Source organism: Nodosilinea nodulosa PCC 7104 (genome assembly GCF_000309385.1).
Lineage (GTDB): Bacteria > Cyanobacteriota > Cyanobacteriia > Phormidesmidales > Phormidesmidaceae > Nodosilinea > Nodosilinea nodulosa.
This window is the reverse complement of record NZ_JH976537.1, coordinates 399,426-412,519: the sequence shown is the minus strand read 5'-3', so window position 1 is coordinate 412,519 and position 13,094 is coordinate 399,426. Positions and strand designations below refer to the sequence as shown.

Genomic DNA, 13,094 nt, shown 5'->3' with positions numbered 1-13,094 from the left:
GACAGAGGGCAGACGGGCCTACTGTTTGTTCAATGACCAGTCGTAGTCGAGGTAGGTGAGCTGGTAGTTGCCCTGGGCTAGGTAGGCGCGATCGCTAGCGCTGAGGTAGCCGCTGATAAAGTTGAGCGCGGCTCGCTCTTTGGGGCTGCCCGTAAATCGGTCGGGGGCGGCGTACTGGGCCTGCCAGTCTTCGCCAAACCACTTAAAGATGGAGGAGATGGCGACCCGGTTTTGGCCGCGATCGATAGTGGCGCCGTGGGGGCTGGTGAGCCACCGCCGGGCCTGGTCGTCGAGCTGGGCATCGAGGCGATCGCCCGTAAACGGCTCCTGGCGCAGGGGCGGACAGCTGATCGCCGCGCACACCAGGGCCGAGTGGATGCGCGGCTCCGAAAACTGTTTGCGCAACATTTCGTGCTCGATGGTGTCGAGGGTGAGGTCCTGGCCCAGCAGCGAGTGCTTTTTGAAATTCCAGACGCCGGCAATATCGCGGATGCTCGGCTTTAGGGGCTGCTGCTCAACAATGGATTGCAGGGTAATGGCGTTGTAGGCGTTGATTAAAAAGGCCATTTTGTCGGTTTCGCCCCAGCCCGCGTAGGCGGCGGGGGCGACGGCCCCAAGCCTGGCCACAAAATCGTTGAGAGCCTTTGGATTGGCCTGGAGCGATGCATAGTCCACCAGGCCGCTGGGGCTGACGTAGGCCTGCAAAAGGTCGCCGTAGTCGTCGTAGGACGTAGCGTCGAGGCGCTGGGCGGTCCCCTGGCCAATCCCGTCCGCTACGGGCAAAGGGCGCACGCAGGCGGGGGTGAGCGCGATCGCCGCCATTAAAACGAAAGGCAGGAGCTTTAGCATGGGTCTTCCTGGCGGAGGGTAACGGTTGGGCCAGCCCGGCAATGGCTGCTTTTTAGAGGCAAACGCTCTCAGGTCCGGCGCGATCGCCCCAGGTGCTAGACCGGGCGCTGGTCTAGTTATCGGGCATTTCGCCACCCCCTGCCCAACCTGGGGCTAAGTTTTTCCTGAAAATTTGATGAGCCAGCCAGCCCAGCACCAGCGGCAGCCACAGCAGCAGGCGCTCAGCCAGGGTCAGCCGCCAGTCAGGCAGGCGCGAGGGCAGCACAAAGTACACAAAGGCCGACAGGCTGACCAGCCGCACCCCCCAGTTTTGGCTGGGCACCGCAAAGGGCACCATCCAGGTAAAGTACCAGGCGTGCACGATGGGCGTCAGGGTGAGCAGCCCCAGCCAGTAGCCCTCGGCAAACTGCCCCAGGGTTTTAGCCCGCGCCAGCAGGCCCAGCACCACCAGCCCCAGGGGCAGGGCGTAGATCCAGTTGGCCTCTAGGGTAACGGGCCAAATCCGGGCTGCAAAGTAGGGAATGAACTCGGCGCTGCGGCCATAGGAGACAAACACCGACGATGTGGGGATGAGCGGGCAGGTGCTCAAGCTCAGGCCAGAAGGGCAAAAGGGCAGGGCTGAGAGGGCCATGGGCAGCAGGCCGACGAGGGCGATCGCCACAGATCTCAGCCATTGGCGCTGGCGCAGCGCCCGCCAGACCAAAAATCCCACCATCGGCAGCGAGACCCATTTCACCGCCACGCTGATGCCCACCAGCGCCGCCACCCACAGCCCCGATCGGCGGGCGGGAGCCGCCTCATCCAACAGCCAGGCCGCCACCAGGGGCAACACAAACCAGCTGTCGTAGTGCCCCCCCCCGGCGAAGGAGTAGATGATCAAAGGGTTCCAGGCGTAGAGGGTGGCGCGATCGCAGCCAAAGCGGCGGTAGAGCAGCCCGGCCACGGCCAGGTCGGCGGCCACAAAGGCCAGCTTAAACAGGGCGGGTGTAGCAGACATCGCCGCCAGCAGGCGAAACCCCAGCTGGGTAATGGGCGGATAGATCGCCGAGACATCGTTCTGGTTGATGGCTCCCCACCAGGCGGTGCGGTAGGCCTCCAGCTCGGGGGCATTGGGGGCCAGATGGTAGGGGCTAAAACCCAGGTTTTGAATGTGCCCTTCCCACAGGTAGCGCCACAGGTCGTCGCTGGGTGCCATGGGCAGCAGCAGCAGCCGGGCGGCCAGCGCCACGCCCCAAAACCAGACCCCAGGCACAGACCTCAGCCGCCAGGACAGCACAAATCCGACCCCCATTACCGCCGCCCCCGTCCAAAACCGATGCAGGGCAGCGGGGTCTTTAAACTCGCCGTAGGGGCTGGTCAGGGCGGCCCCAGCCACCAGCAGCAGGGCGCTCAGGCTGAGCAGCCAGGGCCAGGGGCGCGCAGAGAGAAATGGCGGAACGCTCATAGTCAGGATTTTAGGGGCCAAAGACGCCGCCCATACAGACGACCCAGGGTGCTGAGAATGACTACCCCGGCCCGCAGGCTGCCGCCCAGGGTGCCCGAAATTTTAGACTCGCCGCCCCGGCGGGGGAAGTAGGCCACCGGCAGCTCGCAGATTCGCAGCCCGCACTCGATCGCCCGCACCTGCATTTCCACCGTCCAGCCAAAGCCGCGATCGCGCATGCCGACGCGCTCCAGGGCCGACCGCCGAATCAGCCGCAGGGGGCCAAGGTCGCGGTAGCGGTAGCCCCAGCCCAGCCAGATTAGCCCCGTCGCCAGCCGATTGCCAACCTGCTGAGCGGCGGTGAGGGCCGCGCGGCCGGCGGCGGTGGCGGCGCGGTTGCCCAGCACCAGGTCGAACTGGGGGCAACGGGCCAGCAGTTCGGACAATCCATCCAGGTCGTCGCTGCCGTCGCCATCGCAAAACAGCACCCACCGAATGGCCGGGGGCATAGACTGAAGGCCCCGCCAGCAGGCCTGGCCGTAGCCTGCGGTGGGTTCGTAGAGCACTTCGGCCCCGCAGCGGTCGGCGATCTGGGCGCTGGCGTCGCTGCTGCCATTGTCGACGACGCGAATGTGGCCCAGCCCCAGAGCCTGGAGATTTTCTACAACTCCGGCAATGGTGGCGGCCTCGTTGCGCACCGGAATAATCACCAGCACCGAATCTAACTTCAGGAATGCCTCGCGCATGGGCGGCCGTCAAACCGTGGGAGCATCCCCACGACGGTACTACACCATCCTGAATGCCAGCTGAATAAGGGCAGGCTCGTAGACTTCGGTACAGGGGTGGCGACTATTGGCGAATCGCGAGGGAGCCGGGGAGCGAGGGAGCTAAGCGTGCTGGAATAGTCGGCCTATTTGGGCCTTAGAGTACCTTAGAGGATTAGTCCAAAGATGCGACAGAGTGCCCCTGGGCCGCCAGATAGCCCCGATAGCGCCGCTGCCGGTTCCAGACAACGGCGCCGTCGCGCTCGGTGCAAAAAACCTGGATGCCCTGCTGCTGAAGCAGGGCTTCGGTGGCCGGGTCAATGGCAGGGGCCGAGGCGATCGCCACCTGGGGGGCAATCGCTGCGATCGCCGCCCCGCTCAGCGCTTCGCCATGCCACCACAGCACCTCACTTTGCAGGCCGGGGTGCGCCTGAATCCAAGGCATTTGGCGATCGGCAGACAGCCGGGGCAGCAGCAGCCAGGTGTGGTTGTCCAGCAGCGTCAGCCGCAGCCCCCGCTCGCCGTCCTGCAAATACTCCACCCGCTGACGATTGAAGGGCTGCACTTGGCCAGGGGTCAACAGATGGGGCTGCCTCACCTGCGGGGACAGCTCCAGGGCGACAGTCGTCCCGTAGAAGTTGCCGATGGAGGTTTTGGCGGCAATGGTGCGCCAGTTTTCGCCATCGCTGTCCTCGCCGTCGATGGCGCTGGGAAGCCGATTAATGCCCGCCTGTCGCAGGAAGGGCAGCACCGTGTAGAACGCCGTTCGGTCGGTGCCGCTGTTGACCAGCAGCGGCGTTGACGTAGGCCCGGCGAAGGGAATTCGCCCGTCCTGCACCACCATCACCGCGTCCTTGCCCGCCGCCAGCACCGTCACCTGGGACAGCGTTGCCCCCCGGTACAGCAGCGGCCCCAGGGCCAGCCCCGCAATCAGCACGGCCACCAGCCCGCGCCGCCCCACGGGCCGCCAGATCCACAAGCCCCAGCCCCACAGGCAGTAGAGACCGTACAGCCCAAACATCTGCGCCAGCGAAATATGGCCCGTGGCCAGGGCGCTGCCGGGCAGGCTCACCTCCCACCGCACCAGGGCAATCAGCAGATGCGTGGGCAGCCCCAGCGGCCAGGCGACCAGACTGCCCAGCCAGGGCCACACCGCCGCCACCAGACCACTCACCATGCCCCCGAGACTAATGATCATCACCAGCGGGGTGGTCACCATGTTGAGCAAAATGCTGTAGGTGGTGAGGGTGTTGAAGTAATACAAAGACAGTGGAATCGTCCACAGGTAGGCCGCCAGGGGCACCGCCGCCACCGCCGCCAGGGTGGTGGGCAGCCCCTCCAGCTTTTCTGCGATCGGCCTGGCCGCTACCATCAGCCCCAGGGTGGCCATCACGCTGAGGCGAAAGCCGATATCGTCGATCCAGTCTGGATGGAGCAGCAGCAGCAGGGTCACCGCCACGAGCAGGCAGCCCAGGGGTTTGACCTTGCGCTCCAGGGCAATACCCGCCAAGGCTCCAAACCCCATGGCCGTCGCCCGCATAACGCTGGGCTGCCCGCCCGTAATCAGCATGTAGATTACCAGCGCCAGTCCCCCGGCCACAAATTTGGCCCGGCCAGGGTTGGAGAGCCGCATGGAGACGGCGCTGTGCCCCATTACCGCCAGCACTACCCCCAGCAGCAGGGATACGTGAAATCCGCTGGCGGCCAGGGTGTGGGCCATACCCGCCTGGATAAACGAGTCTTGAATATCGTAGGGCACATTAACCGCCTTGCGGCCCAGGGCCATGGCGCTCACCAGCGATCCGGCAGGGGTGCCCAGGCTTTTTTCGTGGGCCTGGGCAATGCGCTGTCGCACTCGCCACAGCGCAAACCGGGGCGGCGACTGGCCCCTTTCAGCAATCACCGTTTCGCCTGTGAACCCTGCAAAGCAGCGCTGGCTGGCCAGGTATCGGCGAAAGTCAAAGGCGTTGGGGTTCTTGGCCACGGACGGTGCGTAGAGCTTGCCCTGCACCTGCACCCGCTGCCCTGGAAACAGGCCTTCAATTTGCTCGGCAGGCACGGTGACGTAGAGCTTGCCCTGGGCAATGCTGGGGACGCCGAGGGGCTGACCGCTGGCATCGAGGCGGCGCACCTGGTTGGGGATGAGCCAAAACTGGCCTCGGCCACTGCGGGCGAGGCGAGGGGTCTCTTGCACTCGCCCCCACACCACCTGCTGCGCTCCGGCGGCCTCGCCCTGGGTGAGCAGATGGCTAAGGTCGAGGGGGCCGGGACTGGGGCAGCGCAGGCCGTAGTTGAGGGCAGCCAGCAGGGCGATCGCCCCTGCCACCCCCCACTGGGTCGCCGTGGGCCCCCGCCGCCAGCGGGGGGATACGACCAGGATGGCCGCTCCTGCCATCCCTAGTGCCCCAATCCCAGCTATTCCGACCCCGGTCCAGGGGCTCAGCCCCAGATGCCGCACCCAAAGACTGACCCACAGCAGACCCGCGCAGTAGGCGCTGGACCATAGCAACCCCGCTAGATTAGCCATCCACATTACTCTGCACCCGACAGGTTTAGAAAGCCCGATTGGGCCGCTAGAATCACGGCGATCGCAGCATCCCAGGCAGCCGAGTTGCCCCATTCCTCCAGATGTGGGGTCAGGTGCGGGCGTAGTATGGCCTGCATTGCGCTATATTTCGCTAGTTTTTAGTTGCCAACTGGGAAGAAATCAGTAGTATTAATCAGTGCTACATCCAGGGAGATGATGACTATGACGCCAATGCCCTCTGGTCTATCCACCAGGCCCGAGAGTTTTGCTCCCCCCGGGGAGTCGAACCTACGCCTGCAGCGGGCAATTGAAAGCCTCGCCCTCAACCTGGATGATGAACTGCACCGCTACCGTCAGGCCCGGTCAGGTCAGGGGTCTGTGGCCCCAGCCCCGGCCCGACTTCAGCTGCGCCAAAACCGGAAGCCCATCGATCTAATTGCCCTCAAGACCACTGCCGCTGCCGCCGCCGCGCCACCACCGCCGTCCAACGCTCGCCTGCAAGAGCTGCTGGGGCAGTCGTCGGTGCCCAGCAGCCAGGCCTATCCACCCAAAACTGCCGTGAATCAGGTGCGCCTCAGCCACGGCGGCACCCTCACCACCTATCGCCCTGCCCCAGAGGACTATTTAGAAAGTACCGAGGCCCTGCTGGGCAGTCTGCCTCACCGCCCCCAACCCAGACAGGAGGAGTATCCTCCGTCTCTGCTGCGGCAGCTGACCACTCCCCTGGGCATGGGCGCATTTCTGCTGCTGCTCGTGGGGAGCGCCAGCTTAGGCTATGTGATCACCTCACCCCAGGCCCTCAGCCACCTGACCGACAACGCGATCGCCCGCCGCCTTAGAGGTGAGCCTGCCCCCGACTCTGCCGCTGCCGGAGATGGGGCAAAGGCCGGGAGTCAGGCCGAAGCAGACTTCAAGCCTTTGGGCCCAGACCTGTCGGAAAAAGAGTTTACCTCCCTCGATTTGAGTCATATCAGCACCCTGCCTTCGGCTAACACGCCTCCGGTCACCCAGAGTTTGCCGGTGCAAACCCAGCCGGGTGAACCCCTTAGCCCTGGCGGCGATCGCACCGCTGCCGCCCTGCCCCCGGTAGCCCGCCCCGGCGTGCTCACTCCCGCAGGCGCGCGCCCCAACCCAGCGGTGCTGCGGGCCGAAATTGTAGCGGCTCCCCGCGCTGCCACCCCGACTCAGCCATCGGCGGTGCGCCCCACTCCCTCCGCCCCGGCCACGCCTCCCCCGGCCCTGCGGATAGCTCCGCCTGCGGCCAATGCGCAGCCGCCGCAGCCCCTGGCGCGCGATCGCGTCCCCGCTTCCGCCGCGCCCGCCGCGCCCGCCGCCGTAGCCCCCCCCGCGCCGCTTACCCAGGCTCCCCCCGCCGCGAATCCTAGCTACTACGTCGTCACCGACTACACCGGGGCCAGCTCGCTGGAGTCGGCCCGGGGGGTCGTCGGCGATGCCTACGTGCGCAACTTTTCTAACGGTGCTCGCATTCAGATGGGCGCGTTTTCCCAAGAGTCATCGGCCCGCAATTTGGTGAATCAGCTCCAGAATCAGGGGATTCCCGCTCAGGTGATTACGCCGTAGGGGACGGTGAGGGGATGAGGGGATGAGGGGATGGAGAAGAGCGTCCCCCCAGGAGAAATTTTGGACTTTGGACTTCCCCGTCTTCCTTACCCCTATCTTTACTCATTGCCATCTTTCTCACCCTCTTTAGCTGCCTGTTATGCTGAAACAGGTCGCAGTTGTGGGAGATACTCCATGGGGCTATTTGATCGGGTATGGCGACTTCTGCGGGCTAATTTAAGTAGCGCCGTCAACCAGGCTGAGGATCCTGAAAAGGTGCTGGAGCAGGCCATGGCCGATATGCAGGCCAACCTGATTCAGCTGCGCCAGGCGGTGGCTCAGGCGATCGCCACCCAAAAGCGCACCGAGCGCCAGAGCGCCCAGGCCAAAACCACGGCCCAGGAGTGGTACAACCGCGCCGAACTCGCCATTCAAAAAGGGGAAGAGGAACTGGCCCGCCAGGCCCTGACCCGCCGTCAAACCTACCTACAGTCGGCCCAGGCCATGGATGCCCAGCTCGACCAGCAGCGCGATGTGGTCAGCGGCCTCAAAGACAACATGCGGCGGCTGGAGGCCAAGATTTCCGATGCTCGCACCAAAAAAGATCTTTACATTGCCCGCGCCCGCTCCGCCGAGGCTTCCCAGCGCATTCAGGAAATGCTGGGCCAAACCGGCACCGGCGGCTCGATCGCGGCCTTTGAGCGGATGGAGCAGCGGGTGATGGAGCTAGAGGCCAAATCCGAAGCCCTCGAAGAACTCAGCGGCGACCCTTTAGAGCGCCAGTTTGCCGCCCTTGAGGGCGGCTCGACCACGGTGGACAATGAGCTGGCGGCGCTGAAAACGCGCCTGACAGGCCAGGGCGGAACGCCCGACAGCTTGCCGCCTGCGGGCCAGTAGCGGAGGGTGGCAGGCGTTGCTGAGCTGAGGCATGACTCTGGGCAGGGGCAAATGACCATTTACCCTTGCGAGAGGTGTCGATATCTTGGTTCATACCTGTGCCGTAGATCGCTAAGTCAATGATGATTGGCGACAATTGGGACGGGTTGACGAAGCCTGGGCCTGCCCAAACGGGAATCATCCCCAGGTATTTCGACCTCCAGCCTGGGCGAATCTCGATGTGACAATTTTGCACTGTTTTCTGGAATACTTTTTTGCCCGCTGGCCTATCCTTACAATGCCGTCCAAAGCACGCGAGTTTTTCCATGTCTACCAGCACTGAATCATCCCCAGTTTCCCAGCACAGAGCTAATGAAGACTATCCGCTCAGTCCGGTACCTAAAACATCGCGGCGATCGCTGCTGTCCCTAGCCCCTATTCTGGCGGGTTTTACCCTGTATTCTGGCACTCTGTTTGCAGGCGGTCTAATTGGGCCTTCCTTTCAGTTTTGGCCCAATTTGGTGGCGCTGATTGTCGTTGGCAACCTGATTTTGGGCCTCTATGCGGCGCTGCTGGGCTTCATTGCGGGCGAAACGGGGCTGACCACGGTGCTGATGGCGCGGTTTAGCTTTGGCAATGTGGGGTCGCGCTGGGTCGATTTTATTCTCGGCTTTACGCAGATTGGGTGGTATGCCTGGGGTTCGGCCCTGATGGCGCAGCTGCTCAACACCCTGGCCGGGGTGCCGGAGTCGTGGAACTGGCTGATTATTTTGTTCTTTACCTACGCCTTTTGCTCGACGGCCTACTTTGGCTACACCGCCATGGACTGGCTGAGTCGGCTGGCGGTGCCCGCCATGGTGCTGCTGATGGGGCTAAGTCTGTCGGTGGCCACGCGGGATGTGGGCGGGTTTGCGGGATTGCAGACGGCGGCGATCGCCGATCCGCTGCCCCTGAGTGCTGCCATTACGATCATTGTGGGCACCTTTGTGTCGGGCGGCACCCAGGCCACCAACTGGAGCCGGTTTGCCAAAGATGGGAAAGCGGGCTTCATTGCAACGCTGATTGCTTTCTTTTTGGGCAACGGGTTTTTGATCTTTTCGGGGGCCTACTGCGCCAAGGTCTACGGCGAACCCGATATTGTCAAGGTGATGGCCCAGCAGGGGCTGCTGGTGGGCGGCCTGATTTTGTTCTTCTTGAATATGTGGACCACCCAGGACAACACCATCTACGCCTTCTCGATCGCGGGGTCAAACATGTTTCGCAGCAGTCGCCGCACCCTGTTTGTGCTGGGCGGGGCAACGATCGCGCTGTTTATGGCCTGGGGCGGCATTTACGAAGGGCTGGTGCAGTATCTGATTTTGCTGGGCACGTTTATTCCGCCCATTGGCGGCATCATCATGGCCGACTACTGGGTCAACCGACGGAGCGTGTTTCCCTCCCTGGCGGAGCCCCAGCCCGCCTTCAACTGGGCGGGAATAGTTGCCTACGTGGTCGCTTCGGCGATCGCCTACTTCACCGGCCAGGCGGGCTGGGGCATTGTGCCCATCAACGGCATTGTGGTAGCGCTGGTGCTCTATGTGCTGCTGAGCAAGGTGCTGCCGCGATCGGCGACGTAGTGCCTCTGAGCGCCAAAATTTTTGTCTCTAACGGTAGAGTCTTCGCGAGTCACCTATGGCTATGCTGAGCGTTACCGCGCTTCAGTTGGCCTGCCATAGGTTCTACGGCCCATGCCCATTTCGCAAAACGAATCCGATTCTGATGGAGAGCCTCCGCCCGTCTGGCTTTGGTGGCTAGGTGGTGTGCTGGTGATCGCCGTGCTGGCCCTGGTGGGCTACGGCTACGTGCGAGGCATTTTTCGGGCAGAGGCCGACTACACGATCGCTAACGTACCCAGTACCGACGACCCGCGCTTTGCCCTCAGTATGGAAGGGCTAGCCGACTCTGCCGATACCACGGGGCGTCTGATCGGATTTTGGCACAATGTTGACGATATCTACGCGGCCCGCCTCACCGCTATTCAGAGCGCCGATCATCTGATTCAGTACGAAACCTACTTTATGACGCCCGGTCGTCGGGCCGACGCCTTTGCCGAGGCCATTACCGATCGCGCCCTGGCCGGAATCCAGGTGCAGCTGCTGCTCGACCACCAGGGCACAAGCGATATGCCCGCCAAGTACTGGCGACGGCTGAGAAATATCGGCGTCGAAGTCCAGTTTTTTCGGCAGCCCAGCTGGCGCGCGCCGCTAGACTACAACTCGCGATCGCACCGCAAGCTGTTGATTATCGACGGACGAAAGGTGCTGATTGGCGGCGCTGGCATCTCCGACTTTTGGGATGGCGTCGCGTTTGACCACGACACCGCCCCCTGGGCCGACTTTGAACTCGCCTACGAGGGCGAGGTGGTCAGCCTGCTGCAGGGCAAGTTTTTGCAGAACTGGGTGTACGCCGGCGGCGAACTTGACTTAGCCAAAGGCATTCATCGAGTGCAGCGCGAGGGCAGCGTACCGCTATTTATTACCGATGACACCTCCAGCCTAGGTGAGTCGTCGATTCGGCTGCTGATGCAGCTGGCCATGCTGTCGGCCCGGCGGCGGTTGTGGATTGGTAGCCCCTACTTTGTGCCCGACGGCAACACGATCCGAGCCCTGATTTCCGCTCACGAGAAAGGCGTCGATGTAAGGGTGCTAACTATGGGCAGTGCCACCGACAAACGCATTGTGCACCTGGCCAGCCGAGGGCTGTACGGCCCCCTGCTGCGGGCAGGTATCAAAATTTGTGAACACCAGCCCAGCATGCTTCACGCCAAGTTTGTGCTGGTTGACGATGACTGGGTCAGCACCGGCAGCGCCAACTTCGACCCCCGCAGCTACTTCCACAACGACGAGCTCAACATCTCGGGCATCTATCCTGAGCTAGCTGAAAAAATCGAGCGATTCTTTCTTGACACTGTAGCCAACAGCTACTGTCTTACCTACGCCGACTGGCAAAATCGTCCCCACCTTGAAAAAGTTCAGGGGCATCTAGCGCTGCTGTTCAAAAATTTGATGTAGGCGCTTTAGACTCAAAAGCTCGCTCTTAGCCCGTCATGCCCACCGCTAAGGACTCTACCTATGCCTATGGACTATTCGCTTGCAAGGCAATAGTGTCAAGACTCAGAGAATTTTAAGCTAGTCGATGTAGTATCTTGTAGCATGTTCTGGGCAGACTGCTTTTCTGGGAGGCTGCCACAGCATCTTGGCGATACTTTCCCTTGTTCAATCCTGAGTATTAAGCATGATTCGACCAGCGATCGCGGCTGATATCGACGGGCTAACGGCCCTAGCCGAGGCAACTGGCTTATTTGGCCCAACCGAGCTGAAGGAGTTGAATGCTATGCTGGCCAACGCCTTTGATACCGGCAAAGCCAGCCAGGCTTTCTGGCTCACCGATGACGATCGCGGCCCCGTGGGGGTCGCCTACTGCGAACCTGAGCGCATGACCGACCAGACCTGGAACCTGCAGCTGATCGCCATCCATCCCGATCGCCAAGGTCAGGGTCGCGGCACGGCTCTGCTGCACCACGTTGAGAAAACCCTGGTGAGTCGCGGCGGGCGCATGCTGATAGTCGAAACCGCCGCAACACCCGAGTTTGAGCGCACCCGCCAGTTCTACAGCAAGTGCGGCTACGAAAAAGAAGGACACATTCGCGATTTCTACGCCACGGGCTACGACAAAGTAACCTTTCGCAAACTGCTTCAGCCCGTCTGAGCTAGACCAAATCGATCGCAAATACCCAGTCTTTGTAAGCCTCGACTCGCCCTTCGGTGATAGCGGTGAGCTGGTCGCGCAGGCGATCGGTAATGGGTCGGTGGGTAGGCAGGTTGTAAGACTCGACCCGGCGCACCGGGGTGATTTTGGCCGCCGTACCGCTCAAGAACACCTCGTCGGCAATCAGCAGCTCCGACTTATCCACCGGGCGCTCGACCACCTCAATGCCCAGATCGCGAGCCACGGTAAGAATGCTGTCGCGGGTAATGCCTTCGAGAATATCCTGCTCGTAGCCGGGGGTAATCAGCCTGCCGTTGCGCACGATGAACACGTTCATGCCCGAGGCTTCGCTGACCTTGCCCTGGGAATTCATCAAAATCGACTCGTCAAAGCCCGACTCGACCGCCTCGGTTTTGGCCAGCGACGAGGTAATGTAGGCCCCGCTGATTTTGCCGCGCAGGGGCAGGCTGCGGTCTTCCTGGCGATACCAGGAGCTGATCCGGCAGGTGACCCCCTCCGGCGAGAGGTAGTCGCCCAGCTCTAGCCCATAGACAAAGAAGCTTTTCTCTACATTGTGCAGCCGGGGCGAAATGCCCAGGTCGGAGGTGTAGACAAAGGGGCGAATGTAGAACGACTGGTCGGGGCTGTTTTTGCGGACAAAATCTTCGATCACCGCCTGAATTTTGTCGGCGGGCAGGTCGTAGTTGAGCAGCCGAGCGCTGGTGCTGAGCCGCTGGCAGTGGCGATCGAGGCGAAACAGCAAAATGCGGTTGCCTCCCGCCGGGTCGGGGATGCCCCGCAGCCCGCCGAAGGCCCCGGTGCCGTAGTGCAGGGCGTGGGTGGCAATGGAAAGTTTGGCATCGCTAAAGTCGCAAAACTGGCCTTCAAAGTAGGCGATGGGTAAGAAGTTGTGCATGGCTACGGCTGGGCTGAACACGGCATCCTACAAGGATAGACCGAATGGACGGCCTTATTGAGCTAGCGCTCTTCAAGTTAGCCGCCGATGACGTTGGCGTATAGCTATAGTCATTTAAGTTAGGACATCCAGAAATGTTCGCACATTTGAACGTTTTGAGAACCTGAGTTCGGGATAAGAAAATTCTCTGCAAAAGTAGGCCTGCTGTCCCCTCCTGGGAGCTATCCGTTAGGCACAAATATGTCTAAGCGTTACAGGACGGGCATTTGGGGAACCATTTGCGGGAAGATAAAAGCCGTTGTAACCGTCAGCCAAGCCATGAACGATTGGATGAGCTAAGACATCAATCCCCGTCATTTCCAAGACCTGCGCCACGCAAAACGCCTGCGCAAGATTGTAACGGCACTGAGCCGACATCCCACGGCCAGTGTG

At 62.1% G+C, this 13,094-nt stretch carries 12 protein-coding genes; 5 read left to right on the top strand and 7 right to left on the bottom strand.

Features of this window, described 5'->3' with window-relative positions:
* Positions 1–18: 18 nt before the first annotated feature.
* The 5 genes from LEPTO7104_RS0101700 to LEPTO7104_RS42150 all read right to left on the bottom strand — a co-directional run bounded on the left by LEPTO7104_RS0101700 (position 19) and on the right by LEPTO7104_RS42150 (position 5,700).
* Positions 19–849 (bottom strand): DUF547 domain-containing protein, encoded by an 831-nt coding sequence (locus tag LEPTO7104_RS0101700; RefSeq protein WP_017296811.1) that lies wholly within the window; start codon positions 847–849, stop codon positions 19–21.
* Positions 850–961: 112 nt separating this feature from the next.
* Entirely contained in the window at positions 962–2,293 is a 1,332-nt protein-coding gene (locus tag LEPTO7104_RS39805; protein ID WP_017296810.1) for a hypothetical protein, read from the bottom strand.
* 2 nt (positions 2,294–2,295) lie between these two features.
* Positions 2,296–3,018, bottom strand: coding sequence for a glycosyltransferase family 2 protein (locus LEPTO7104_RS39800; RefSeq protein ID WP_017296809.1), 723 nt, complete (start codon positions 3,016–3,018; stop codon positions 2,296–2,298).
* Between the two features lie 193 nt (positions 3,019–3,211).
* Positions 3,212–5,563, bottom strand: a complete 2,352-nt coding sequence (locus LEPTO7104_RS0101685; protein WP_026072280.1) for a ComEC/Rec2 family competence protein — start codon at positions 5,561–5,563, stop codon at positions 3,212–3,214.
* 5 nt (positions 5,564–5,568) lie between these two features.
* Complete coding sequence (locus LEPTO7104_RS42150) at positions 5,569–5,700, bottom strand: hypothetical protein (RefSeq protein ID WP_017296807.1); 132 nt, start codon at positions 5,698–5,700, stop codon at positions 5,569–5,571.
* 85 nt (positions 5,701–5,785) lie between these two features.
* On the opposite strand from LEPTO7104_RS42150, the gene LEPTO7104_RS39795 reads away from it, so the two are divergent.
* The 5 genes from LEPTO7104_RS39795 to LEPTO7104_RS0101655 all read left to right on the top strand — a co-directional run bounded on the left by LEPTO7104_RS39795 (position 5,786) and on the right by LEPTO7104_RS0101655 (position 11,746).
* A complete protein-coding gene (locus tag LEPTO7104_RS39795; protein ID WP_196358081.1) occupies positions 5,786–7,144 on the top strand; it encodes an SPOR domain-containing protein in 1,359 nt (452 codons plus the stop codon).
* A 174-nt stretch (positions 7,145–7,318) separates the two neighbouring features.
* Positions 7,319–8,020, top strand: coding sequence for a PspA/IM30 family protein (locus LEPTO7104_RS0101670; protein ID WP_017296806.1), 702 nt, complete (start codon positions 7,319–7,321; stop codon positions 8,018–8,020).
* Between the two features lie 305 nt (positions 8,021–8,325).
* Positions 8,326–9,615, top strand: coding sequence for a cytosine permease (gene codB / locus LEPTO7104_RS0101665; RefSeq protein WP_017296805.1), 1,290 nt, complete (start codon positions 8,326–8,328; stop codon positions 9,613–9,615).
* 111 nt (positions 9,616–9,726) lie between these two features.
* A complete protein-coding gene (locus tag LEPTO7104_RS0101660; RefSeq protein ID WP_017296804.1) occupies positions 9,727–11,049 on the top strand; it encodes a phospholipase D-like domain-containing protein in 1,323 nt (440 codons plus the stop codon).
* Positions 11,050–11,272: 223 nt separating this feature from the next.
* Positions 11,273–11,746, top strand: coding sequence for a GNAT family N-acetyltransferase (locus LEPTO7104_RS0101655; protein WP_017296803.1), 474 nt, complete (start codon positions 11,273–11,275; stop codon positions 11,744–11,746).
* 1 nt (position 11,747) lies between these two features.
* Here the strand turns inward: LEPTO7104_RS0101655 and LEPTO7104_RS0101650 are convergent, their stop codons facing one another.
* A complete protein-coding gene (locus LEPTO7104_RS0101650; protein WP_017296802.1) occupies positions 11,748–12,662 on the bottom strand; it encodes a branched-chain amino acid transaminase in 915 nt (304 codons plus the stop codon).
* 228 nt (positions 12,663–12,890) lie between these two features.
* On the bottom strand, positions 12,891–13,094 hold a 204-nt coding region (locus LEPTO7104_RS41470; RefSeq protein WP_225886914.1), incomplete at its 5' end, for a hypothetical protein.